A 22,892-nucleotide genomic window follows, 5' to 3' on the forward strand; every position below is an offset into this window, starting at 1 on the left:
CCTCACCCCCGCGCGATGGCGTGGAAGAAGCTGCCGGTGACGCTGCCCCGGCGGCTGCCGGCCGGGCCGAGGGGGCGGCCTTCGGCATCCGAAAGATCGGCCAGCGGCTGGTCGGCCCCGCGCGAAAGCACGGTCGCGTAATGGAATTCGTGGCCGCGCACCCACGCCCCCTCCGGCCCCAGCGGAGAAGGGGCCATGAGGCGCGCCTGGCGGTAGCCGAGATTCATGCGGCGCTTCGCGAAGCTGGTTTCCAGCTCGATGAGGCCGAGCATGGCATGGCGCACGCCCTCGGCATCCACGAGGCCGGCGCCCAGCGCCATGTAGCCCCCGCATTCCCCATGCACCGGCTTCCCCGCCGCGGCGAAGGCATGCACGCCGGCGCGGAAGCGTTCCGCCGCCGCAAGCCGACCTGCGTGCAGTTCGGGATAGCCGCCGGGCAGCCAGAGCGCGTCGCAGGACGCGTCCGGCGCCTCGTCCGCCAGCGGCGAGAAGGGCACGATCTCCGCCCCCTGCCCGCGCCAGCCGGCGAGCATGTGGGCATAGACGAAGCCGAAGGCGGCATCCTGCGCCAGCGCGATCCGCTGGCCCGGCGGCGGCAGCAGCGCCGTGTTGTTTCCTTGCCCCGCCCCTTCAACCGCCCGAAATGGCGCGGCGGCGGCGAGGATGCCGTCGAGGTCCAGATGGGCCTCGGCGAGGTCGGCCAGCGCCGCGAGGCGGGCCGGAAGATCGTCCGTCTCCCCCGCCTGCACGAGGCCGAGATGGCGCTCCGGCAGCACGATGTCGGCCGCGCGCGGCAGCGTGCCGAGCACCGGCACGCCCAGCGGCGCGACGGCCTCGCGGATCATCCGCTCGTGCCGCTCGCTGCCCAATTTGTTCAGCACAACCCCGGCGATGCGCACCGCCGGATCATGTCCGATGAAGCCGCGCAGCACCGCCGCCGCCGTCTGCGACTGGCCGGAGACATCCAGCACCAGCAGCACCGGCAGGCCGAGCCGGGCCGCCACATCCGCCCCCGCGCCGGTGCGGCCCTTTTCCACCGCCACGCCGTCGAACAGGCCCATGGCCCCCTCGCCGATGACGATCTGTGCCCCCTCCCCCGCCAGCGCGGCGAGATAATCCAGCAGCGCCGGGGGCATGGCCCAGCTGTCGAGGTTCAGCCCCGGCCGGCCCGTGGCGGCGGCATGGAAGGCGGGGTCGATATAGTCCGGCCCGGACTTGATGGCCCGCACCGCCGTGCCGCGCCGCTTGAGCGCGGCGAGGAGGGCGAGCGTCACCGTCGTCTTGCCCGAGCCCGAGCGCGGGGCGGCGACGAGGAGGCCGCGGGGCGTATCGCTCATGACGCGCACCCTTCCTTGCCCGCGTCCGGCCCGCTATCACCAACATCATGAGCACGGGCGACACCGCCGACGACGCACCCGACAGGCCGCTGAAACGCGGCTGGACCACCGGCACTTGCGCGGCCGGCGCGGCCAAGGCGGCGTTCGCGGCGCTGGTCACTGGCGACTTTCCCGATCCGGTCGAGGTGGAGCTGCCCTCCGGCGCCCGCCCGGCCTTCGCGCTCGCCATGCACGAGCGCGCGGCGGAGATGGCCACCGCCGGCATTGTGAAGGATGCGGGCGATGATCCGGACGTGACCCACGGCGCCCTCGTCCGCGCCACCGTGCGGCGCGGCGCGGCGGGCGCGGGCATCACCTTCAAGGCCGGCGCGGGCGTCGGCACCGTGACGCGGCCGGGCCTGCCCATTCCGCCCGGCGAGCCGGCCATCAATCCCGTGCCCCGCCGCATGATCGCCGCCGGCATCGCGGAGGTGGCCGCCGCTTATGGCGTCGCGCCCGACGCGGAGGTGGAGATTTCCATCGATGACGGCGCGGCGCTGGCGCTGAAGACGCTCAACCCGCGCCTCGGCATCGTCGGCGGCCTGTCGGTGCTGGGGACGACGGGCATCGTCGTGCCCTATTCCTGCGCGGCGTGGATCCACTCCATCCATCGCGGCATCGACGTCGCGCGCGCCATGGGGCTCGACCACGTGGCCGGCGCCACCGGCTCCGCCTCGGAGGCGGCGGTGCAGAAGCTGCATGGGCTCGACGAGGTGGCCCTCATCGACATGGGCGATTTCGTCGGCGGCATGCTGAAATATCTTCACGCCCACCCCGTGCCCAAGGTGACGGTGGCCGGCGGCGTCGCCAAGATGACCAAGCTCGCGCAGGGCTTCCTGGACCTGCACTCCAAGCGCGGCAGCGCCGATCTTCCCGCCCTCGCCCGCCTCGCCGCCGAAGCGGGCGCGGAGGCCGATCTCTGCACGCGCATCGCCGGGGCCAACATGGTGGCGGAGGCCTTCCAGATCGCGGCCGCCGCTGGCGTCCCGCTGGGCGATTGCGTAGCGCGCGCCGCCTGGGCCACCGCCGCCCGCGCCCTCGACCGGGCGGATGTGCTGCTGGAAATCACCGTGTTCGACCGCGACGGCACCCTCATGGGCCGCGCGCCGCTGTCTGCCGCGAAGCGCTGAACCGCGCTTCATTCGCCGCCCCCGCGGAAGCGGCGGACATAGGCCGTGTCGTAAAGCGCGCTCTCGCGGAAATCCTCCGCCGCGAGCGCCCGCCCCACGAGGATCAGCGCCGTTCGCGGGATGGGATCTGCGGCGAGCTTGCCGGCGATATCGCCGAGCGTGCCCCTCACCACCCGCTCGTTCGGCCACGTCGCCCGCGCCACCACCGCCACCGGGCAGTCGGCGCCCAGCACGGGCACCAGTTCCGCCACCACCTGATCCAGCGCATGGATGGCGAGATGGATGGCGAGCGTCGCCCCCGTCTGGGCGAAGGCCGCCAGCTTTTCCGCCTCCGGCATGGCCGAGGCGCGGCCGGAGACGCGGGTGATGACGAGGCTCTGCGCCACCTCCGGCACGGTCAGCTCCCGCCCGAGCACGGAGGCCGCAGCGGCAAAGGCCGGCACGCCGGGCGTGAGCGTATAGGGAATGCCCCGCCGCTCGAGGCGCCGCATCTGCTCGGCTACCGCGCTGTAGACCGAGAGGTCGCCCGAATGGAGACGCGCCACGTCCTCCCCGGCCTCGAAGGCGCGGACATATTCCGCTTCGATCCGGTCAAGGTCCAGCGGCGCCGTATCGACGATACGCGCGCCCGGCGGGCACCAGCCCAGCATCTCCGCCGGCACGATGGAGCCGGCATAGAGGCACACTGGGCAGCGGGCGATGAGATCGCGTCCGCGCACGGTGATGAGGTCTGCCGCGCCGGGGCCGGCGCCAATGAAATGGACGGTCACACCACGCCCTCCCGCCGCGCCAGCGCGCAGGTGACGGGGCCGAGCGCGAGGCGCGGACCGATGAGGCGGCCGTGCGCCCCCGCCGCCGCCAGCGCGGCCGTCTCGGCGGCGGAAGGCACGCGCAGCAGCGCCACCACCCGCTCGGAATGGGTCTTGGCCCGGCTGGACGCGGCCTCGAGCTGGCTCTGCGGCACCAGCACCAAGGGCAGGCCGAGCAGCGCCGCCGCCTCGCTGATGCCCGCCTCCCCGCCTTTGATCGCCGGGGTGGCGACGAGGGACACGTCGTCCCTCTCCAGTTCGGCGCGCGCGAGGGCAGCGTCGAAGGCGGCGATCACCTCCTCCACCGACACGCCCCGCTTCGAGCCGATCCCGGCGACGATCATGCGCCCTCTCCCATCGCGCCGGGCTTCACCCAGCGCCATTGCGTCACCGGCATGGCCGGCCGCCAGCCGGTCATGCCCTTCACCGCCACCGACCGCGCCAGCGAAATGCGCGTGAGCGTGCCGCCGAGGCCGGCGTGGGCGGCGATCAGCAGCGCCTCGGTCTCCAGCGTCACCGCATTGGCCACCATCCGCCCGCCCGGCTTCAGCGCCTTGAGTGCCGTGTCGAACACGCCGGGCTCGCTGGCGCCGCCGCCGATGAAGATCACATCCGGCGTGGGCAATCCGGCAAGGGCGCCCGGTGCCGCACCCTCCACCACCTTCAGGTGGGGCACGCCGAGCCGCGACGCATTGCGGCCGATGCGGGCGGCGCGCTCCCCATGCCCCTCGATGGCGATGGCGGAAAGCGAGGGATGCGCCAGCAGCCATTCGATGGCGATGGAGCCCGCCCCCGCGCCAATGTCCCACAGCAATTCGCCCCGTCGCGGCGCGAGGGAGGAGAGGGTCAGCGCGCGCACCTCGCGCTTGGTGATCTGGCCGTCATGCTCGAACAGGTCGTCCGCAAGGCCTGCGGCGAGCGGGAGGACAGGCGCGCCCGGCGCGGCCTTGACCTCCAGCGCCACCAAATTGAGGGCGGCCACGTCTTTCAGATCGAACGCTTCGGCCGTGGCGCTGCGGATGCACTCCGCCGGCCCGCCCAGCGCCTCCAGCACCGTGAGGCGCGAGGCGCCGCAGCCGTGGGCGGTGGCAAAAGCCGCCACCTGCGCCGGTCCCTCCCCGTCCGAGGTCAGCAGCAGCAGCTTTGCGCCGTCCTGCAGGAAGGGTCGCAGCCGCGCCAGCGGGCGGCCATGGAGGGAGACCATGTCCACCTCCTGCTGCGCCCAGCCCAGCCGCGCAGCAGCCAGCGCGAAGGCGGAGGGGGCGGGAAAGGCCGCCATCTCGGCCGCCGGCACATGGCGGGCAAGGCTCGCGCCGACGCCGTAGAGGAACGGATCGCCCGAGGCCAGCACGCATACGCTGCGCCCGCGCGCGGCCAGCACGCCGTCCAGGCTAAAGGGGCTCGGCCACACCCGCCCCTCACCCGTCACCAGGTCGCCGGCCAGCGCCAGATGCCGCGCCCCGCCGAACACGATCTCGGCGGCGGAAATAGCGGCGCGGGCGGCGGGGGAGAGTCCATCCGCCCCATCCTCGCCGATGCCGACGATGGACAGCCAGCGCCCAGCCGGGGCAGTGTCGGCGGCGATGATCCCCTCTGCGTCAGCCATGAAACCCCACATTCTCCTCCTCGGCGGAACCGGCGATGCCCGCGCGCTCGCGACCCGGCTTGCGCCGCGAACGGACATCCGCGTCACGCTCTCGCTCGCCGGCCGCACGGAAAATCCCGCGCCGCAGCCGGTGCCGGTGCGCGTCGGCGGCTTCGGCGGGCCGTCCGGGCTGGAAGACTATCTCAAGGCGGAGGGCATCGCCGCCGTCATCGATGCGACGCACCCTTACGCCGCGCGCATGTCCTTCAACGCGGCGCTGGCCTGCGCGGCGGCGAGCGTGCCGCTCCTCGCGCTGCGCCGCGCGCCGTGGCAGGCGCAAGAGGGCGACCGCTGGCGCGAAGTGGCGGACGTGCCGGCCGCCGTGGCGGCGCTGGGGGAGCAACCCCGCCGCGTCTTCCTCGCCCTCGGCCGCAATGAGGTGCGCGCCTTCGAGGCGGCGCCCCAGCACACCTATCTCGTCCGCAGCGTCGATCCCGTCGCGCCCCCGCTCGCCGTGCCGCAGGCGGATTATGTGCTCGGGCGCGGGCCGTTCGGCGAGGCAGAGGATCATGCGCTGCTCAAGGCCCATGGCATCGACGCCATCGTGGCCAAGAACAGCGGCGGCAGCGCCACCTATGGCAAGATGGCGGCGGCGCGGGCGCTCGCCATCGAGGTACTCCTGATCGCCCGCCCCCCGACGCCGGACGTCACCGCCGTGGAGCGCCCGGCCGAGGCCGAGGCGTGGCTCGACGGCATCCTCGCTCACGGCGCGGGCGCCGAGCGCGGCGCATAGACGAGGGGGGATTTCCCCTCGCGCGGCACGACGCGTGTTTCGGCGGTGCCGATGAGGACGCAGGTGGCCATGTCCGCTTGCGCGGGGTCAGCCTCCGCCAGCGTCGAAAGCGCGATGCGCTCGTCCGCCCGCCCCGCCGCCCGGCCGAACACCACCGGCACGGAGCCCGGCAGCTTCTCCCGCAGCAGCTCGAACGCGCGGCCGAGCTGCCAGGGCCGCGCCTTGCTGATGGGATTATAGAGGGCGATCACGAAGCCGGCCTCGGCGGCGAGCGCGAGGCGCTTTTCCACCAGCGGCCACGGCTTCAGATTGTCCGAAAGGGAGATGGCGCAGAAATCGTGCCCCAAGGGCGCGCCGCAGCGGGCGGCCACCGCCAGCATCGCGGTGACGCCGGGCACGATCTCGACATCCAGCCCCCGCCATTCCGCCGGGCCATGCTCGATGGCCTCGCACACCGCCGCCGCCATGGCGAACACGCCGGGATCACCGCCGGAGACCATGACGACTTTCGCGCCGGCCACGGCGGCTTCCAGCGCGGCGGAGGCGCGGGCGATTTCCTCGCGATTGTCCGAGGCGCGCCGCTCCTGCCCCGGCCGCTCCGGCAGGCGGGCGAGATAGGGCATATAGCCGAAGAGGACATCCGCCGCCGCCACCGCCTCGGCCGCCTCCGGCGTCATCTGCCGCGCCGAACCCGGGCCGAGGCCGACCACCGTAAGACGACCCGCCACCGTCAGCCGCCCGTTCACGCCGCGCGCTCCCAGCCGGGCACCAGCACGATGGCGAAATAGGGCGCCGGCCCCTCCGCCCGTTCGGCGAGCGGAATGAGCGCGCAATCGGCCATGGTGCCGCGCTCCACATAGACCGCCTTCTCCAGCCGGCCGGCAGCGGCCAGCGCCCGGCGGATCTTCGGCAGGTTGCGCCCCACCTTCATGATGACAGCCGCGTCCGCCTCCGCGAGGCGCCGCGCCAGCTCGTCTTCGTCCAGCGTGCCGGGCAGCACCATCAGCACGTCGTCGCCCTGTGCGATGGGCGCGCCGGCCTCCGACCAGCAGCCGGACATGCCGGTGACGCCGGGGATCACCTGCGTCTGGAACCGCCCCGCGAGGCGCACATGGATGTGCATGTAGGAGCCGTAGAAGAGCGGGTCGCCCTCGCTCAGCACCGCCACCGTGCGCCCGGCCATGAGATGCTCGGCCACCGCGGCCGCGGAGGCGTCGTAGAAGGCGGCGATGGCCGTGCGGTAGGCGTCGTCATGCCGGTGGATCTCGGTGGTGACGGGATAGAGCAGCGGCAGCTCCACCGCACCCGGCGGGAAGTGGGCGGCGGCCACCGTGCGCGCGTGGCTGACATTGCCGGCCTTGGCGAAATAGCCCACCACGTCCGCGCTTTGCAGCGCCTTCACCGCCTTGAGGGTGAGAAGGTCGGGATCGCCCGGGCCGACGCCCACGCCGATGAGATGCCCCTTCACAGCCCGGCCCTCGCAAGCGCGTTGACAGCGGCGGAGGTGATGCCGCTGCCGCCGAGCCGCCCGCGCACGATGGCGAAGGGCACGCCGCGCGGATCGTCCGCCAGCGCATCCTTCGATTCCGCCGCGCCCACGAAGCCCACCGGCATGCCGAGGATGGCCGCCGGCTTGGGCGCGCCGCGATCCAGCATTTCCAGCAGGTGAAAGAGCGCGGTGGGCGCATTGCCGATGGCCACCACCGCGCCGGCGAGGCGATCGCCCCACAATTCCAGCGCGGCGGCGGAGCGGGTGGTGCCGAGCTTTTCCGCCAGCGCCGGCACCGCCGGATCGCGCAGGGTGCAGATCACCTCATTGCCGGCGGGCAGGCGGGCGCGGGTGATGCCGTGGGCCACCATCTGCGCATCGCACAGGATCGGCGCGCCGGCTTGAAGCGCCGCGCGCGCGGCGGCGACCGCGCCGGGGCCGAACACGAAGTCCCGCGCCGCCTCCACGAGGCCGCAGGCGTGGATCATGCGCACCGCCACGTCCTCCTCGTCCGCCGAAAAGCGGGAGAGGTCGGCTTCCGCGCGGATGATGGCGAAGGATCGCTCGTAGATGGCCGTGCCGTCGCGCACGTAATCAAGAGGAAGGGTCATTCTGCGCGGCTCGTCACGTCGTCTGTTCTGTTCATGGCCGCGCCCGCCCACAGGCCCACCGGATCGAGGCGGGCGAGGAGCGCGCGGGTGGTTTCGCCCGGCGCGCGCCGGGCCGCCAGCGTCGCGGCGAGGGATGCGACGGCGGCGGGAAAGTCTGCCTCAGGCCGCACCGGGCGCGCCGCGCCGGAGGCCGGGCCGTCATGCACCAGCGCGACGCCGCCGTCCATGCCCACGAAGGCGAGGGTGGCGGGCGCCGGATGGGCGCAGCCCTTGGTGCAGGCCGAGAGGTGCAGCGAAACCGTTCCATCCAGCAGCGGCGCGAAGGCCTCCGCCAGAACCGGGCCCAGCGCGCGGGCGGGGACATGCGCGGAGGCGCAGGCCGGCGCCCCGGCGCAGGCGGCGATGGAGGCACGCGGATCGCCCGGGGCGGTGACGCAGCCGAGCGCGGCGAGGCGCGCGGCGAAGGTGTCGGCGGCGCCTTCCGACAGCCCGGTGGCGATGAGCGTGCGTTCGGGCGCGGGGCGAAGATCCCGCGCGCCGGCCGCTTCCGCCGCATCGGCGATGGCCGCGAACTGCCCGGCATCGCCGGCCCCGAACGGCAGGCCGAAGCCGAACGCCAGCGTCCCGTCCGCAAGAGGCATGAGCCCCAGCGGCGGCCCGACCTCGGCAAGGCGCGCCCGGCCGTCGCAGCCGGGCAGATCGGTGGCGCGGGCGGCGCGGCCCAAGGCGGCGATGGCGGAGAGCGCGGCCAGCGCCTCGGCCGCCGCTTCCGCCTCGGGCAGCACGCGGGCCGGTCCATTGCCGACGGTCAGCGCCCATTGCCCCGGCCCGGTGGCCACCAGCCGCACATCGGCCTTCTGCCCCGCGAGGCTGACGCCGCCGCCCTCCACCACCACGGACACCTTCGGCCCCAGTTGCCCCGCCAAATGCTCCGCCCCGGCGAGGATGGCGGCGGCGAGCGGATGGCCATCCGACACCTCGCTGGGGTCGAGCCCCCCCAATGGCGAGACATCCACCGCCAGCCCGATGCGTGGGGTGATGCCGAGGGCGGCCACTGCCACCTGCAAGGGTCCGACCGTCTCCGGTGCGAGCCCACGCACCTGAAGGCTGCCGCGCGCCGTCACCTCCATCATCCCGTTGCCGAAGCGGCGGGCGGCGTCCGCCAGCCCGCGCAATTGCGCCGGGGAGAGCCGGCCATCGGACGGTACGAGGCGCAGGATGAGGCCGTCCCCGGTCTCCATGGGCGCGAGAAAGGCAGGGCAGGCGCCGCGGCGGGTAGGTGGGATGGGCGTCATTCCGCGGCCTCCCGGCCCGCGTCGCGGAGCGCTTCGAGATCGGCGTCGAGATCGTTGCGCCGGGCATGCCACAGGCCGCGTCGCCGGGCATCGGCGAAGCGGCGGGCGATGGCGCGGGCGGCATCGGGGTTCTGCGCGAGGAGGAAGGCGCGCACCTGAGGGTCGCCCAGATAGGCGGCGTGCAGCCGATCCAGCAAAGCGGAGGGCACCTGCTCGGTGGTCTCGGCGAAGGCGACGAGGCGGTCCACCGTCTCCGCCAGCTCCGAAGCGCCGCGCGGGCCATGGCGCATCTGGCCGGCGATGAAACGGACTGAGACGCGCCCGTGCACCAGCCGCGTCAGCGCCTCCTTCAGCGGCCGGGCGCGGGGACGGTCGGGGTCCGTGGTATCGAGCACGACCAGATGGGCCGAGCGCCCGAGCGCCGCACCCGCCGCCGCGAAGCCGCCCATGAAGGCGGCGTCCTCGCTGCCGTCGAGCAGGTCGCGGGCCGCATCGTCCGCCCCATGCACGAGCGCATCCGCCTCCGCGAGGCGTGCCGCGAACAGGCCGGGTGCCGGGCGTGCCATCCCGTCCGCCCCGCCATAGGCATGGGAGGCGGCGGCGAGATAGGCGGCGCCCAATTCCTCCCGCGTCTCGAACGCGCCGCGCTGCAATTGCGCCTCGATGCCCGCGCCATAGGCGCCGGGGGCGGAGCCGAACAGGCGGGCGAGGTCCTCGCCCTTGCGCCGGGCCGCGGCGAGGGGGTTTTCGCTCTCCTCCTCGTCGCGCGCGGCCACCGCGCGGACGGCGGCATCGAGCAAAGCGATCTGGGTGGGGAAGATGTCGCGGAACAGGCCGGAGATGCGGAAGGTCACGTCGATGCGCGGGCGGCCGAGCACGGCGGGCGGCAGCACCTCCACGCCCGTCACGCGGCCCGTCGCCGCCTCCCACACCGGCCGGCAACCGAGGAAGGCGAGCCCCTGGGCGATCTCCTCGCCCCCCGTGCGCAGGCTGGCGCTGCCCCACAGGTCCAGCACCAGCGCGCGGGGCCAGTCGCCCTGCTCTTGCAGGATGAGGCGCAGCGCCTCGTCCGCCGCCTTGCGGGCGAGGTCGCAGGCGGTGGGGGTGGGCAGCGTGCGCGGATCGGCGGTGAAGAGATTGCGCCCGGTGGGCAGCACGTCCCGCCGCCCCCGCGCCGGGGCCCCGGCCGGGCCGGCGGGCACGAAGCGTCCGTCGAGGGCGGTCAGCAATGCACGGGTCTCCGCATCCGCCGAGGCGGCGCGCAGCGGGTCGGCCTCGCCCTCGGGCACGGCGCCGAAGATGTGGAGGCCGTCCTTCACCGCCAGATCCTTCAGGTCGCACAGCCAGGCATCGATGCGGCGCAGCGCCTCGTCGGGATCGGTGCCGGCGGCAACACCGGCGGTGGCGGCAAGGCCGGTCTCGGCAGCGGTCTCGACGATGAGCGTGGCCAGACGTTCGCGGCGGCGGCGGTCGAGGCCGTCCGCCTGCGCATATTCATCCACCAGCCGCTCCAGCCGCTGCTCGGCCTCGCTGAGGCCCGCACTCGTGAGGGGCGGCGGCAGATGGCCGATGGTGACGGCGGCGAGCCGGCGCTTGGCCTGCGCCGCCTCGCCGGGATTGGAGACGATGAAGGGATAGACCACCGGCAGCGCGCCCATCACCACCTGCGGGAAACAGGCCGGCGTGAGCGCCACCGCCTTGCCCGGCAGCCATTCCAGCGTGCCATGGGCGCCGAGATGGACGACCGCATGGGCATCGAGCCCCGCGCGCAGCCACAGGCCGAAGGCGAGGAGCCCGTGGCGCGGCGGCAGGCTCGCGTCGTGATAATCCGCCCGCCGGTCGAGGCTCGCGCCGCGATCGGGGGCGAAGGCGAGCGTGATGTTTCCGGACGGGGCGAGGCGGAAGCGGAAGGCGCCGTCGCTCACGTCTGCATCGTCCTCAGGCCCGCCCCAGGCGGCGGTCACGGCGGCCTGCACGGGCTCGGGCAAAACGGCGAACTGGCGGCGATAGTCGTCCAGCGCCAGTGCCGGTTCCGGCCGGATGGCGGCGAGGAGCGCCTTTGCATCGTCGGGCACGGGGCCCGCGCCATATCCAGCCGCCGCCAGCGTTCCGAGCATCCGCCGCGCGCTCTCGGGCACGTCGAGGCCCACCGCATAGCCCGAGCGGCCCTCGGCGCCGGGATAGTCCGGCAGGATCAGCGCAAGGCGCCGCTCTGCGCGGGGCGTGGCGGCGAGGCGGACCAGCGCCGCCGCGCGGTCCGCCACATGGGCCACCGCCTGCGGCTCCGGCCGGTTGATGGCGGCGGTGAAGGCGAGGTCGGCGTCGGGCGGGGCGAAATCCTTGAAGGAGAGCGCGCCGGCCAGCACGCGCCCGTCCAGCTCCGGCAGCACCACGTGCATGGCGAGGTCGGCCGCCGAGAAGCCGCGCGGGCTCCCCGCCCACGCCTCCCGCGCCGTGGTCGCGGGCGCGGCCTGAAGCACCGGGGGGCCACCTTCCGGGAACAGCTCAGCCGCGTCTCCTGCCGCGAAGGCGGTGGTGGTGAGGATGACCGCCGGATCGAGCGCCGCGCAAGCCTCCCGCACGGCGGCGCGGGCCTCCGGCGCCTTCAGGCTGGGAACGAACAGGCAGTGCGCCGCGATGCCCCGCGCCTCCAGCGCCTCCGCCAGCGCATCCACGGCGGCGGTGTCGGCGGCGAGCCATTGCGACCGATAGAAGAGGATGAGCGCGTTCGGCCGCCCTTCGCGGGCTCCGCGCACGTCCTCCAGCGTCGCGAGACCGGCGCCGGGGCGATGGAAGGCAGTGCCCGGAACCGGGCGCGGCGCGGGGATGGGTCCGGGCGCGGCGAAGCCCGCTGCCTCGCCCATGGCGGAGAGCAGGGCCGCCATGTTCTCCGGCCCGCCGGCGCGGAAATAGCCGAGCCAAAGGGCGAGCGTGTCCTGCGGCAGCGTGGAGAGAGCGGCGAGGCGCGGATCGTCCTGGTCCTCCCCCGGCAGGAGCGCGAGGGCGATGCCGCGCGCGCGGGCCATGGCGGCCAATCGCTCGGCACCGTAGCGCCACCAGTCCAGCCCGCCCAGCTGGCGCACCAGCACCACCTTCGCCTTGGCCGCGACCTTCTCCACCCACAAATCCACGGACATGGGGTGGCGCAGATCCTTCAGCCGCGCGAGGCGCAGGCTCGGAACCGCATCGCCGCGCGCCCGCCAGGCGGCGGACAGGCCGATGAGATCGCTGTCGGTGAAGGAGAGGGCCACCATGTCGCCGGGCGGCTGGGCGAGGTCGACCGGCTCGGCCAACTCCTCCAGGCTCGTCGATGTGGTGGCGAGGATGTGCATGGCCTAGCCGAGGATGGCCTGTTCCACGGCCGCGCGATCGAAGCCCTTGAGGCCGATCACCACCAGCGCCCCGCGCCGTGCCTCGCCCGCATTCCATGCGCGATCGAAATGGTGCGACACGCGCGGGCCGACGCCCTGCACCAGCAGGCGCAGCGGCTTGCCTTCCACGGCGGCGAAGCCCTTCACGCGCAGCACGTCCGGCGTCTCGGCCGCCTTCACCACGCGGGCGGCCAGCGCGGCGGGATCGGCGATCTCGGGCAGAGCGAGGACGATGCTCTCGAACTCGTCGTGGTCGTGGTCTTCCTCATCGTCGTGGTGGGTGCGGCGGGCATCGATAACATCCTCCGCGCCGACGCCGAGACCGAGCAGCACCGCCAGATCCACCCTGCCGCCGGAGGCCCGCACCAGCTTCACCGCGCGCGGCAGGGCGCCGGCCACCGCCTTCTCGGCGGCGGCGAAACCGGCCGCGTCCAAGAGGTCGGACTTGGAGAGCACGACGAGATCGGCGCAAGCGATCTGGTCCTCGAACACCTCTTCCACCGGGTCGTCATGATCGAGGCTCTCATCCCCGGCCCTTTGCGCATCGAGCGCGGCGAGATCGGGCGCGACGCGGCCTTCGGCCAGCGCCGGGCCATCCACCACGGCGATCACGCCATCCACCGTCACCCGGCCCTTGATGGCCGGCCACTGGAAGGCCTGCACCAGGGGCTTGGGCAAAGCGAGGCCGGAGGTCTCGATGAGAATGTGGTCCACTCTCGGCGCGCGGGCGAGGATCTGGTCCAGCGCCGGCACGAAATCATCCGCCACGGTGCAGCAGAGGCAGCCGTTGGCGAGTTCCACGATGCTGGTCTCGTCGCAGCTCTCGATGCCGCAGCCCTTCAGGATTTCGCCGTCGATGCCCACGTCACCGAACTCGTTGACGATGACCGCGAGGCGCTTGCCGCCGGCATTCTCGAGCACATGGCGGATCAGCGTCGTCTTCCCGGCGCCGAGGAAGCCGGTGACGATGGTGCAGGGCACGCGGGCGAGCGAGGTCATCGGGTCTCCTTGGGAAGGGAAAGCGGGGGAATGCGCGCGACCATGCCGCGCTTGAGCTCGTCCGGCCGGCCGCGCCATGGCATCAGGCCGTCCTGCGAGCCGGCGAGAAGCGCAGCGCCGGCGAGAAGGTCGGCGGCGCTGTCGGGGGAAAGGTCGCCGAACACATAGGTCCAGCCGTCGCGGCGGACCATGGCGGCGGACAGCGCGCGCTTGCAATTGGCGAGGCAAGAGACGCCCACGACCGCGACGCCGTCGGAGACGGTGGCCGCACAGGCGGAGGCGAGGAGGCGCGCGCCGTCGCGCTCGGCGTCGGGCGGGGCGTCGTTGCCGGGGGCGCGGCAGGTCGTGCAGATGAGGAGGGTGACGGCGGGAGCGGTATCGCGCGCGGCTTCAGGCGCGCAGCCGGATTCCAGGCTTTCAGCGCCCGGCTCGGGTGACGTGCTGTCGGGAATCGCGCTGCGCTCCACCGGCCGGTCCACGGGTGCGAGCGCCCACGCGTGCGGGCTCGAAGGGACGCAGAACCGGAGCACCCCGCCCGGCGCGGACCTCGTCGAAGGCAGGTCTCCTGGCTCGCGGATCACCGCCCCTGCCGCCTTCCCGGATAACTCCAGTGGCGTCTGGCAGGGGCTCACCGCCGACAGTTGCGGGGGCAGCCGCGGCATTGGAGGGTATTCACCTCCGCACCGCATTCCCTTTTTCGCCCGTGTGGGAACACGGGACCTTCGACGCCGCCACTAAAGGCAGGGCGGGCGGGATTGTCAAATGAGGGACGGGAACCACGTTCGCACGTCGGACAGCAACGGCGCAGCCGGAGCGGCAGCCGTGCACCGGGCGCGCGGCGGTTCATCGGCCGGGCACCGCGCCTCTAGATCTGCCGGAACCGCGCCCGGATTCGCCGTTCCAGCTCGTCGCGCACCTGCCGGTAGGCGTCGAGGCGCTGCTCGCGGTTGCCGCCTTCGCCGGTGGGGTCTGGGGTGGGCCAATATTCCACCTTGAGGGCGTTGGTGCGGGTCAGCTCCAGCGCGCGGTGGTGGGCGTCGGGGGAGAGGGAGATGGCGAGGTCGAAATTCAGCCCCTCATACTCTTCCAGATCCTCGACGCTCTGCGGCCTGTGCTTCTTCACGTCGAGGCCGATCTCCTCCATCACCGCTGTGACGAAGGGATCGGCATCGCCGGCGATCACCCCGGCCGAGCCCACATAGACGGATTTGCCGAACAGATGCCGGGCGAGCGCGGACGCCATCACCGAGCGCACCACGTTCTGTCCGCACATGAAGAGAACCGATTGCGGCCGCGCTGAGCGCTGGGGCGCCGCAGGGGGCTCCATCGTCGCTCAGCCTTTCCAGTGCAGGGCGCAGATGAGCGTGAACAGGCGGCGGGCGGTGTCGAAATCCACCACCACCTTGCCGTCCAGGCGCTCCTGCAACAGCGTCGATCCCTCGTTGTGCAGGCCCCGCCGGCCCATGTCGATGGCCTCGATCTGGCTCGGCGAGGCGGTGCGGATGGCGTTGTAATAGCTCTCGCAGACCAGGAAATAGTCCTTCACCACCTTGCGGAAGGGGGTGAGAGAGAGGTGGTGCTGCACCACCTGATCGCCGCTCTCGCGCTTGACGTCCAGCACGAGGCGGTTGTCGGCGAGCGAGATGACGAGGCGGTAAGGCCCCTCCCCCGGATCGCCGCAGGGCATGAAGCTGTTGTCCTCGATGAGGTCCCAGATGGCGGTCGCGCGCTCGTGCTCGATGTCCGGGCTGCCGGCGTGGCCGATGGAGGCGTCGTCGAGGGTCACGGCGCAGAGGCGGGCCGTGGGGCTCCTCTCCGGCTTGTCGCTCATCGCTATTCCCCCGTCATCTGTTGCTGCGGATGGAGACGGACCGCCCGTGCGCGTCCAGCCGCTCCACGGCGGCGAGGCGCACGGCGGCCGGGCCGAGCTTTTCCAGCGCGTCGGCATCGAGCTTGAGGATGGACGTTCGCTTCATGAAGTCCAGCACGCCGAGCCCGGAGGAAAAGCGGGCCGAGCGGGCGGTGGGGAGCACGTGGTTGGTGCCGCCCACATAGTCGCCGATGGCCTCCGGGGTCCAGGCGCCGATGAAGATGGCGCCGGCGTGCCGCACCCTGGCGGCCAGCGCGTCGGCGTCCGCCGCGTGGATTTCCAGATGCTCCGGCGCGATCCGGTCCACCAGCGGGATGGCGTCGGCGAGGCTGTCCACCAGGAAGATGGCGCCATGGTCGCGCCAGGAGGCGGAGGCGATCGCGGCGCGCGGCAGGGTGGCGAGCATGCCCTCCACCGCCTGTTCCACCCGGTCCGCCAGCTCCGGCGAATTGGTGATGAGGATGGACTGGGCGGCGGTGTCATGCTCCGCCTGGGCAAGGAGGTCGGCGGCGATGAAATCCGCGCTCGCGTCGCCGTCGGCGAGGATCAGCACCTCGGAGGGGCCGGCCACCATGTCGATACCGACCTTGCCGAACACCTGCCGCTTGGCCGCCGCCACGAAGGCGTTGCCGGGGCCGACGATCTTGTCCACCGGACGGATGGTCTCCGTCCCGTAGGCGAGCGCCGCCACCGCCTGCGCCCCGCCCACGCGATAGACCTCGTGCACCCCGGCGAGCCGGGCGGCCGCAAGCACCAGCGGCGCGATCACGCCGTCCGGCGCCGGCACCACCATGACGATGCGCGGCACGCCAGCCACCTGCGCCGGCACCGCATTCATCAGCACGGATGACGGATAGGCGGCGGTACCACCGGGCACGTAGAGGCCCACGGCATCCACGCTGGTCCAGCGATGGCCGAGGGTGACGCCGGCGGCGTCCACATAGGTCTCGTCCGTTGGCTTCTGGCGGGCGTGGTGCGCCTCGATGCGGGCCTTGGCGAAGTCCAGCGCCGCGCGGGTCTCTTCCGGGATGGAGGCGAGGGCCGCGTCCAGCTCGGCGTCGCTCACCTTGATGCCGAGGGCGTCGAGGTCCACCCGGTCGAAGGTGCGCGACAGGTCCACCAACGCCCGGTCGCCGCGGGCGCGGACATCGGCGATGATGGCGGACACCTTGTCCTGCACGTCCACGGACGCCTCGCGCTTGGAGCCGAGGAAGTCGATGAAGCGCTCGGGAAAGTCGGGCTGGGAAAGAGTGAGGCGGATCGGCATGCCGCCTTGCTAGAGCAGGTTCGCGCGCGAGGGAAGCCCCAAGCGGTGCAGCCGCCGTGCATCGGCCCTCGCCGCGCAACCGGGCGCGGTGCGGAGGGTCAACGGGCGGCGCGGAAGGCCTCCTGGGGCCAGAGCGGCCGGGCGAACAGGTAGCCCTGCGCGAGCTCGCAGCCCTGGCTCAGGAGAAAGTTGGCCTCCTCGCGGGTCTCGACACCCTCCGCCACGGTGGTCAGATCCAGCGCCCGGCCGAGGCTGAGCATGGAGGTGATGATCTTGCTGCTCTGCGCCTCTGTGGCGATGCGCCGCGTGAAGGATCGGTCGATCTTGATCTTGTCGATGGGCAGCTCGTTGAGATGGCGCAGGCTGGAAAAGCCGGTGCCGAAATCGTCGAGGGAGATGCGCACTCCGGCCTGCTTGAAGGCCGCAAGGGTGCTGCGCGCGGTTTCGAAATCGGCCAGAAGGCCCGTCTCGGTGATTTCCAGCTCGATCTGGTGGGGCGGAATGTTCATCTGCGCGAAGAGCGCAAGGGTGCGAAACGGAAGGCGTGGATCCGCCAGTTGGACCGGGGAGAGGTTCACGGCCACCGGCAGCTGTGTCGGCCAGGTGGCGAGGTCATTCCCCACCCGGCGCAGCATGGCGGTGAACAGCGCATCGATCAGGCCCTCATCCTCCGCGATGGGGATGAAGTCCACCGGACCAAGGAGGCCACGCTCGGGATGCCGCCAGCGCGCCAGCGCCTCGAATCCCGCCGTCTCGCCCGTCGCGAGCCTGACCACCGGCTGGTACTGGGCGACGATCTCGCCGGATTCCAGGCCGGCCCTGAGCTCGGCCTCGATTTCGCGTCGCGCCCGTCCGCGCGCGTCGAGGTCGGAATCATAGAGCGCATAGCGGTCCTTGCCTGCGGCCTTGGCCTGGCGAAGGGCCTTTTCGGCGGATTGCAGGAGCACGGACGGCGACGACCCGTCGCGGGGGTATTTGCTGATGCCGATGCTGGCGGTGATCTCAACTTCGGCGCCATGACAATCGAACGGCTCGCGCAGGCGCGACAGCAGACGGCTCGCCATTCGAAAGAGCGCATCGGTCTCATCAGCCCCCATCGGGAACAGGATGGCGAACTCGGCGCTTCCCAGCCGGGCGACCATGCCATCGCGACGCGGGGTGGAAACGAGGCGCGCCGCCACCTGGCGCAGGAGATCGTCACCGGCGACATGTCCGTGCTGCTCGTTCACCCCGCGCATCATGTCCACGTCCACCACAAGGAGCGCGAGACGCGTGCCCTTGCCCCAGGCCGCCTTCAGCTCCCGGCTGAATTCCTGCTCGAACTGCATGCGGTTGGCGATGCCGGTGAGACTGTCGAATGCGGAGGCATCGTCCGCCTCCTTCTGCGTCGCCCGCTGCCGGACCACGAGCCTGCGCAGCCGGCGTTCGCGGACGATCAGGATCGTGATGAGAACGAGTGTCGCGACAGCCCATCCGGCGAATACTTCATCGAGATACCAGACTTCATGCCTGGACCCCAGCGAAAACAAAGGATGAAAAATGTCCAAATGGAGGAGGGCAAAATAAGAGGCGATGGATACGAGGATTATGCTGCCATAAGTCAGGATCGAACGACGACTGGTCGCATTATTTGAAGTGCCGCGCGACATAAGTATAGGTGTTTGGTCCTTGGCAGCCCCTGGCCACCATTAACTACGTGCATTCATAACACATTTCATAGCGACGATTCCAGAGTGACGCTGACCGCCTGTGTCAGCGTCATCATCAATCATCGCCAGAACGTTACGACCCTGCGATACGCACGGATCATACGCGGTTCGAATTCTTGGGTTTTGGGCGAGGACCCTATCCTGCGCTACCGCCTGGACTGGCGGCGGGGTCGGCAACTTCCGGATGCCTGGGCGCATGGGTGCAGCCCCAGGCCGGGCCGAGATCCCTGAGGCCGGCCTCGATGCACTCCACCTCGAGCCGCACCTCGGCACCGCCGGAGAAGGTGAGATAGACGAAGCCCGAGGGCTGGTCGCCCGGCATGAAGGTGACGGCGAGAAGATTGAGCACGCCGGTCCGCTGCGCCTCCTCCATGCCGCGGCACTTCACGTCCCGCACCCGCTCGAAATGCAGGCCGGTGCGGCGGCGCACCGTCTCGTTGGCGGCGACCTTCTGGTCCCAGTCGAAGCGGTTCAGCACCAGGGCAAAACGCTGCAGCCGGGGCAGGAAGCCCATGTCCACCTTCTTCACCACCGCATCCTGCAGATGGGCGGAAAAAATGGCGAGGTCTTCCTCGTCGAGGGCGATGAGCTTCAGGTTTTCCATTGCGATGCAGCCTCTTGGGGGCGTGAACCGCAGATAGCGACGCCACCCGCCGCCCGCAAGGGGCTGGGGGGAGGAAGGTGGCCCCGCTGCGGGCTGTTCTCCCCTCTCCCCTTGCGGGAGAGGGGGCGCGGCCGGTGCCTTCACCGGGCGCCGGCGCGCATCCGGCCACGCTCGATCAGGGCGCACGGGCGGTCGCGTCGGCGTGCTTTGCCGGCAAGGCTGCGCCCTGTAGGTTCGCCCCGCGACGGGGGAGGCACGGATGGGGGCGGTCGGGTTCATGTGGCGGGGAACGAAGCGCACGGTGAAAATCGCGGCGCTGCTGATCTTCGCGGTCATCGCCACGGTCTTCGTGGTACGGGCGGTGGATTCCCAGCGCGGCCCGCCCCTTGACCGCTGGCACACCTACCACCCGCCGGAGCTGAGCCGCAGCGAACTCGCGCGCGCCGACCTCGCCGCCTACATGGCCGCCGAGGACAAGGCCTTCGCTGGCGTGAAGGCCAATGTGACCGACAAGGTGGACCCGGAGGATCGCGTCCGCTTCAACCGCTACTTCGCCTCCAGCCCCATCTACCCGCCCGGCTTCGCGCAGGACTTCAACCGCACCTACGTGCTTCAGCCCAAGGCGCGCGAAGATGGGGGCGAGCCGGCGGGGGCGGCGGTATTCCTGCACGGGCTCACGGATTCCCCCTACAGCCACCGGCATCTGGCGCAGCTTTATGCGGACCATGGCTTCATCGCCATCGTGCTGCGCCTGCCCGGACACGGCACCGTGCCCGGATCGCTGACGGAAATCGGCCACGAGGAGTGGATCGCCGCCACACGCCTCGCCATGCGCGAGGCCCGCAGGCGCGTGGGGCCGGACCGGCCGGTGCATATCGTCGGATATTCCAACGGCGGCGCGCTGGCGCTGATGCATGCGCTCGACGCGCTGGACGATCCCGCGCTGGTGCGGCCGGCCCGCATCGTGCTGATGTCGCCCATGGTGGGGGTGACGGAATTCGCCCGCTTCGCCGGCCTCGCGGGGCTTCCGGCCATCTTCCCGGCCTTCGCCAAGGCGGCGTGGCTGAACATCGTGCCGGAATTCAACCCCTTCAAGTACAATTCCTTCCCGGTGCATGCCGCGCGCGAATCCTTCGCGCTGACCCAGCTTCTGCAAGCCAATATCGAGCGCCACGCCCGCTCCGGCCGCCTTACGGGCCTCGCGCCGGTGCTCACCTTCCAGTCGGTGCTCGACCACACGGTGAGCGCGCGGGCGGTGATCGAACAGTTGCACGCGCGGCTGGAGGACAATGGCAGCGAGCTGGTGCTGTTCGACATCAACCGCTCGGGCCAGTTCGAGGACCTGCTGACACAGCGCTCCGATACCGCCATCACGTCCCTGCTGCCCCCGGCGCCGCGCCGCTTCCGCACCGCCGTCATCGGCAATGCGGCGCCCGGCGCCTCCACAACCGTGGTGCGCGAGACGCCGGCCGGCGCGCGCGAGGAAACCGTGCGGCCGCTCAGCGCCCCCTATCCGGACGATGTGTATTCGCTCTCCCATGTCGCGGTGCCCTTCCCGCTGTCGGACGGGCTCTACGGGCTCGATCCGGACCCGGCGGAAAAGTTCGGCATCCGCCTCGGCGATATCGCGGCGCGGGGGGAATATGGCGCGCTGGTCGTGGGCGTGGACATGCTGGTCCGCATGTCGTCGAATCCCTTCTTTCCCTATCTGGAAGAACGCGTCGCCGCGGGACTGCCGCCAGCGCGGGCGCCCTGAGGGCGTCAGACCCGGCGGCCTTCAATTACCAGCGTGCCATCGGCGCCGCGTGCTGCCGGCAGCGGGGCGAGGCGGCGGTGGAAATGCACCATGAAGGCGGTGCCGAACACCGGCAGGATGAGGTTGAGGATCGGCACGAACAGGATGGGCGCGATCAAAAGGCCGGCGACGAACACCTTCACCCCGTTCGCCCGTCGGAGCGCCCGCGCCTCCTCGGGCGAGCGGTAGCGCATGGCCGCCAGCTCGAAATATTCCCGGCTGATGAGATAGGCGTTGGCCACGTAGAAGATGATGACGTTCACCCCCGGCACCAGCAGCAGCAACAGGGCCGCGAGGTTGACGAGCAGCACCAGCCCGAAGAAGCGCAGGGAATAGAGCAGCGCGCGCAGGAAGGGCTGCGGCTGGCCGGGCGGATCGTTGGGATAGGTCGCGGCCTCCACCCGCTCGGCCACCTCGTCGAGGAAGAGGCCGGCCACCAGCGAGGACACCGCCGGCATCAGATAGACCACGCCGAACACCAGCCCCAGCCCCGCGATCACGGCCAGCGTGGTCTCGATCCACGGATAGGACGAGATCTCGACAAAGTGCGTCAGCGCCGCCTCCAGCCCCACCGCGAGGCCGATGAGCAGCGCCAGCGCCAGCCCCATGGATTTCAGGAGCACGCCGCGCAGCAGCGGCGAGAAGGTCTGGCGCAGGGCGAGGATGGCGGCGGCGAGCATGGTCTCTCCCGGTGAGCGCGGCCCCTCAGGCGCAAAGGCCGGAGGTGTGGGCGAGAGGTAGGGTGTGGGGCCTCACGGCTCAAGTGCGCCAAGCAAGATGAACCCGCGCGGCGGCCGAGCGATGCAGGAGCCTCACAGCGTGACGCGCACCGCGTTGGTCACCTGCAGCACGCCCCACTGGTGAAACCGCTCGGAAAAGAGCCGGCGGATCTCCGCCAGCTTCGCCGCCGCCTCGGGCGTGTCGGGGTGGTAGATCAGCACGAGGCGCATGCCCTCGCGCACCACCTGCGTCGAACCATGCGCCTCGCCCTTCACCTGGCCGTAGGCGGCGATCACGGTGAGTCCGTCCGGGAAGCGGGGCGTCACCTCGCGGGCGAGGAAGCCCTCCCATTCCTGCTCGCTTACCCCGCTGCCGTCGGCGCTGGCGAGGCCGAAGAGGAGCTTGGTCTCGATCATCACAACGCTCATGCCCGGCTGGAGCGTCGCGGGGGCGGCCTCCTCGGCGTGTGCGGCGGTGGAAAGAAGCAGGCCGGCCAAAAGGACCGCGGCACAAAGCCGCGCTTGGCGGGTTCTGACGGAAACGGGCATTGGAAGCGGCATCGGGAATCGGGGCTCCGCTGGGAATGCCGAGCATTGGCGGCCCGGCGCGATGCCGCAAGCGGCGGCGGCTCAAGCGCTGCGAACGAACGTTCACTCTTGCGTCGGGGACTTGGTTGGATTATTGCGAACGAACATTCGCTCTCAGCCATCCTGCAAGGTGTCGACCCGCCCAGATGTCACGTTCCTTCCCAGAGACCGCGATGCGCGACGCTGCCGCCTCGCGTCCGGACCACAAGCAGGAACAGCGCAAGCGCATCCTCGATGCCGCCGTGGTCTGCTTCGGCCGCGACGGCTTCCATGGCGCGTCCATGCAGAAGATCTGCGCCGAGGCGGGCATGAGCCCGGGGGCGCTCTACCGCTATTTCCCCTCCAAGGAATCGCTCATCGCCGCCATCGTCGAGGGCGAGCGGGCCGAACGGCTCGGCATGTTCGACATGATCACCAAGGCGCCGTCGGTGCTGGGCGGGATGGTCGCGTGCCTGCGCATCCTGTTCACAGAGCGCAATATCGCCACAGCACGGCTCGGACCGGAGATTCAGGCAGAGGCGATCCGCAACGCTGACCTGCGCAAGGCGATCGAACCTTGCGAGGCGGAAACCAGCATCCTTCTGGCCGACGCCCTCGCTGCCGCCGAAAGGCAGGGTGAGATCGACCCCGCGCTCGACCCGGACCTGGTCGCCATGATGCTGCAGGTCGTCGGCGACGGCCTGCTCCTGCATCACCAGTTGCATCCCGAATGGCAGCTGGAGGACCGGCTGCCCGAGATCGAGGCGATGGTGCGCCGGATGCTATCCCCGGCCCAACCGAAAGCGGTGCCGGAATGACACGCACACTCAAGAACTGCATCGCCCTTGTCTTGCGTCACGGGAATGCCGCGGTTCAGCCGCACGTTCCCGCGCCCATCCGGAA

22 protein-coding genes and 1 riboswitch are annotated in these 22,892 nt (G+C 71.5%); of the genes, 4 read left to right on the forward strand and 18 right to left on the reverse strand.

Going from position 1 to position 22,892, the window contains the following annotated elements:
* Positions 1–2 precede the first annotated feature (2 nt).
* On the reverse strand, positions 3–1,337 hold the full coding sequence (locus tag V5F63_RS17060) for a cobyrinic acid a,c-diamide synthase CobB (RefSeq protein WP_394100798.1): 1,335 nt from the start codon (positions 1,335–1,337) through the stop codon (positions 3–5).
* A 47-nt stretch (positions 1,338–1,384) separates the two neighbouring features.
* On the opposite strand from V5F63_RS17060, the gene V5F63_RS17065 reads away from it, so the two are divergent.
* A complete protein-coding gene (locus tag V5F63_RS17065; protein ID WP_394100797.1) occupies positions 1,385–2,506 on the forward strand; it encodes a cobalt-precorrin-5B (C(1))-methyltransferase in 1,122 nt (373 codons plus the stop codon).
* 8 nt (positions 2,507–2,514) lie between these two features.
* Here the strand turns inward: V5F63_RS17065 and cobM are convergent, their stop codons facing one another.
* Genes cobM through cbiE form a run of 3 tightly spaced genes read right to left on the reverse strand, consistent with a single transcriptional unit; the run spans position 2,515 to position 4,921 of the window.
* Complete coding sequence (gene cobM / locus V5F63_RS17070; RefSeq protein ID WP_209484253.1) at positions 2,515–3,276, reverse strand: precorrin-4 C(11)-methyltransferase; 762 nt, start codon at positions 3,274–3,276, stop codon at positions 2,515–2,517.
* Complete coding sequence (locus V5F63_RS17075; RefSeq protein WP_209484255.1) at positions 3,273–3,659, reverse strand: cobalamin biosynthesis protein; 387 nt, start codon at positions 3,657–3,659, stop codon at positions 3,273–3,275. The genes cobM and V5F63_RS17075 overlap by 4 nt, the downstream gene beginning before the upstream one ends.
* The gene (gene cbiE / locus V5F63_RS17080; RefSeq protein ID WP_394100796.1) at positions 3,656–4,921 is read right to left on the reverse strand and encodes a precorrin-6y C5,15-methyltransferase (decarboxylating) subunit CbiE; all 1,266 of its coding nucleotides are present in this window, start codon (positions 4,919–4,921) and stop codon (positions 3,656–3,658) included. The genes V5F63_RS17075 and cbiE overlap by 4 nt, the downstream gene beginning before the upstream one ends.
* On the opposite strand from cbiE, the gene V5F63_RS17085 reads away from it, so the two are divergent.
* Positions 4,920–5,693 (forward strand): cobalt-precorrin-6A reductase, encoded by a 774-nt coding sequence (locus V5F63_RS17085; protein ID WP_394100795.1) that lies wholly within the window; start codon positions 4,920–4,922, stop codon positions 5,691–5,693. The two genes, cbiE and V5F63_RS17085, sit on opposite strands and share 2 nt — an antisense overlap.
* Here the strand turns inward: V5F63_RS17085 and V5F63_RS17090 are convergent.
* From V5F63_RS17090 to V5F63_RS17145, 12 genes are all read right to left on the reverse strand, one after another.
* Positions 5,663–6,421: a precorrin-3B C(17)-methyltransferase gene (locus V5F63_RS17090; protein ID WP_394100964.1), complete on the reverse strand. Its 759-nt coding sequence runs from the start codon at positions 6,419–6,421 to the stop codon at positions 5,663–5,665. The genes V5F63_RS17085 and V5F63_RS17090 overlap by 31 nt on opposite strands.
* Positions 6,422–6,435: 14 nt before the next feature.
* The gene (locus V5F63_RS17095; RefSeq protein ID WP_394100794.1) at positions 6,436–7,161 is read right to left on the reverse strand and encodes a precorrin-2 C(20)-methyltransferase; all 726 of its coding nucleotides are present in this window, start codon (positions 7,159–7,161) and stop codon (positions 6,436–6,438) included.
* Positions 7,158–7,793, reverse strand: coding sequence for a precorrin-8X methylmutase (locus tag V5F63_RS17100; RefSeq protein ID WP_394100793.1), 636 nt, complete (start codon positions 7,791–7,793; stop codon positions 7,158–7,160). Before V5F63_RS17100 ends, V5F63_RS17095 begins: the two co-directional genes overlap by 4 nt.
* Positions 7,790–9,088 carry a precorrin-3B synthase gene (gene cobG, locus V5F63_RS17105; RefSeq protein WP_394100792.1) on the reverse strand — a complete coding sequence of 433 codons (1,299 nt, stop codon included), beginning with the start codon at positions 9,086–9,088 and terminating at the stop codon, positions 7,790–7,792. The genes V5F63_RS17100 and cobG overlap by 4 nt, the downstream gene beginning before the upstream one ends.
* Positions 9,085–12,420, reverse strand: coding sequence for a cobaltochelatase subunit CobN (gene cobN, locus V5F63_RS17110; RefSeq protein WP_394100791.1), 3,336 nt, complete (start codon positions 12,418–12,420; stop codon positions 9,085–9,087). The genes cobG and cobN overlap by 4 nt, the downstream gene beginning before the upstream one ends.
* A gap of 3 nt (positions 12,421–12,423) precedes the next feature.
* A complete protein-coding gene (gene cobW, locus V5F63_RS17115; RefSeq protein ID WP_394100790.1) occupies positions 12,424–13,458 on the reverse strand; it encodes a cobalamin biosynthesis protein CobW in 1,035 nt (344 codons plus the stop codon).
* On the reverse strand, positions 13,455–13,925 hold the full coding sequence (locus tag V5F63_RS17120) for a DUF1636 family protein (protein ID WP_394100789.1): 471 nt from the start codon (positions 13,923–13,925) through the stop codon (positions 13,455–13,457). The genes cobW and V5F63_RS17120 overlap by 4 nt, the downstream gene beginning before the upstream one ends.
* Before the next feature lie 71 nt (positions 13,926–13,996).
* Positions 13,997–14,197: riboswitch (cobalamin riboswitch) on the reverse strand.
* A gap of 126 nt (positions 14,198–14,323) precedes the next feature.
* Positions 14,324–14,785 carry an arsenate-mycothiol transferase ArsC gene (locus V5F63_RS17125; protein ID WP_209484272.1) on the reverse strand — a complete coding sequence of 154 codons (462 nt, stop codon included), beginning with the start codon at positions 14,783–14,785 and terminating at the stop codon, positions 14,324–14,326.
* 6 nt (positions 14,786–14,791) lie between these two features.
* Positions 14,792–15,289: a UPF0262 family protein gene (locus tag V5F63_RS17130; protein WP_209484273.1), complete on the reverse strand. Its 498-nt coding sequence runs from the start codon at positions 15,287–15,289 to the stop codon at positions 14,792–14,794.
* A gap of 13 nt (positions 15,290–15,302) precedes the next feature.
* A complete protein-coding gene (gene hisD, locus V5F63_RS17135) occupies positions 15,303–16,595 on the reverse strand; it encodes a histidinol dehydrogenase (protein ID WP_394028041.1) in 1,293 nt (430 codons plus the stop codon).
* Between the two features lie 98 nt (positions 16,596–16,693).
* Positions 16,694–18,124 (reverse strand): putative bifunctional diguanylate cyclase/phosphodiesterase, encoded by a 1,431-nt coding sequence (locus V5F63_RS17140; RefSeq protein WP_394100788.1) that lies wholly within the window; start codon positions 18,122–18,124, stop codon positions 16,694–16,696.
* A 316-nt stretch (positions 18,125–18,440) separates the two neighbouring features.
* A complete protein-coding gene (locus tag V5F63_RS17145) occupies positions 18,441–18,908 on the reverse strand; it encodes a DUF2948 family protein (RefSeq protein ID WP_209484279.1) in 468 nt (155 codons plus the stop codon).
* A 259-nt stretch (positions 18,909–19,167) separates the two neighbouring features.
* Here V5F63_RS17145 and V5F63_RS17150 point away from each other — a divergent pair, with 259 nt between their 5' ends.
* The gene (locus V5F63_RS17150) at positions 19,168–20,664 is read left to right on the forward strand and encodes an alpha/beta hydrolase (RefSeq protein WP_394100787.1); all 1,497 of its coding nucleotides are present in this window, start codon (positions 19,168–19,170) and stop codon (positions 20,662–20,664) included.
* A 5-nt stretch (positions 20,665–20,669) separates the two neighbouring features.
* On the opposite strand, the gene V5F63_RS17155 is transcribed toward V5F63_RS17150, so the two are convergent.
* Together V5F63_RS17155 and V5F63_RS17160 are read right to left on the reverse strand one after the other, a co-directional pair.
* On the reverse strand, positions 20,670–21,383 hold the full coding sequence (locus V5F63_RS17155; RefSeq protein WP_209484283.1) for a sulfate transporter family protein: 714 nt from the start codon (positions 21,381–21,383) through the stop codon (positions 20,670–20,672).
* 132 nt (positions 21,384–21,515) lie between these two features.
* Positions 21,516–21,839: a DUF3574 domain-containing protein gene (locus V5F63_RS17160; protein ID WP_394100786.1), complete on the reverse strand. Its 324-nt coding sequence runs from the start codon at positions 21,837–21,839 to the stop codon at positions 21,516–21,518.
* 344 nt (positions 21,840–22,183) lie between these two features.
* Here V5F63_RS17160 and V5F63_RS17165 point away from each other — a divergent pair, with 344 nt between their 5' ends.
* Positions 22,184–22,807, forward strand: coding sequence for a TetR/AcrR family transcriptional regulator (locus V5F63_RS17165; RefSeq protein ID WP_209484288.1), 624 nt, complete (start codon positions 22,184–22,186; stop codon positions 22,805–22,807).
* Positions 22,808–22,892 lie beyond the last annotated feature (85 nt).

The sequence above is a fragment of the Xanthobacter wiegelii genome, assembly GCF_043193855.2.
GTDB classification, from domain to species: domain Bacteria; phylum Pseudomonadota; class Alphaproteobacteria; order Rhizobiales; family Xanthobacteraceae; genus Xanthobacter; species Xanthobacter flavus_A.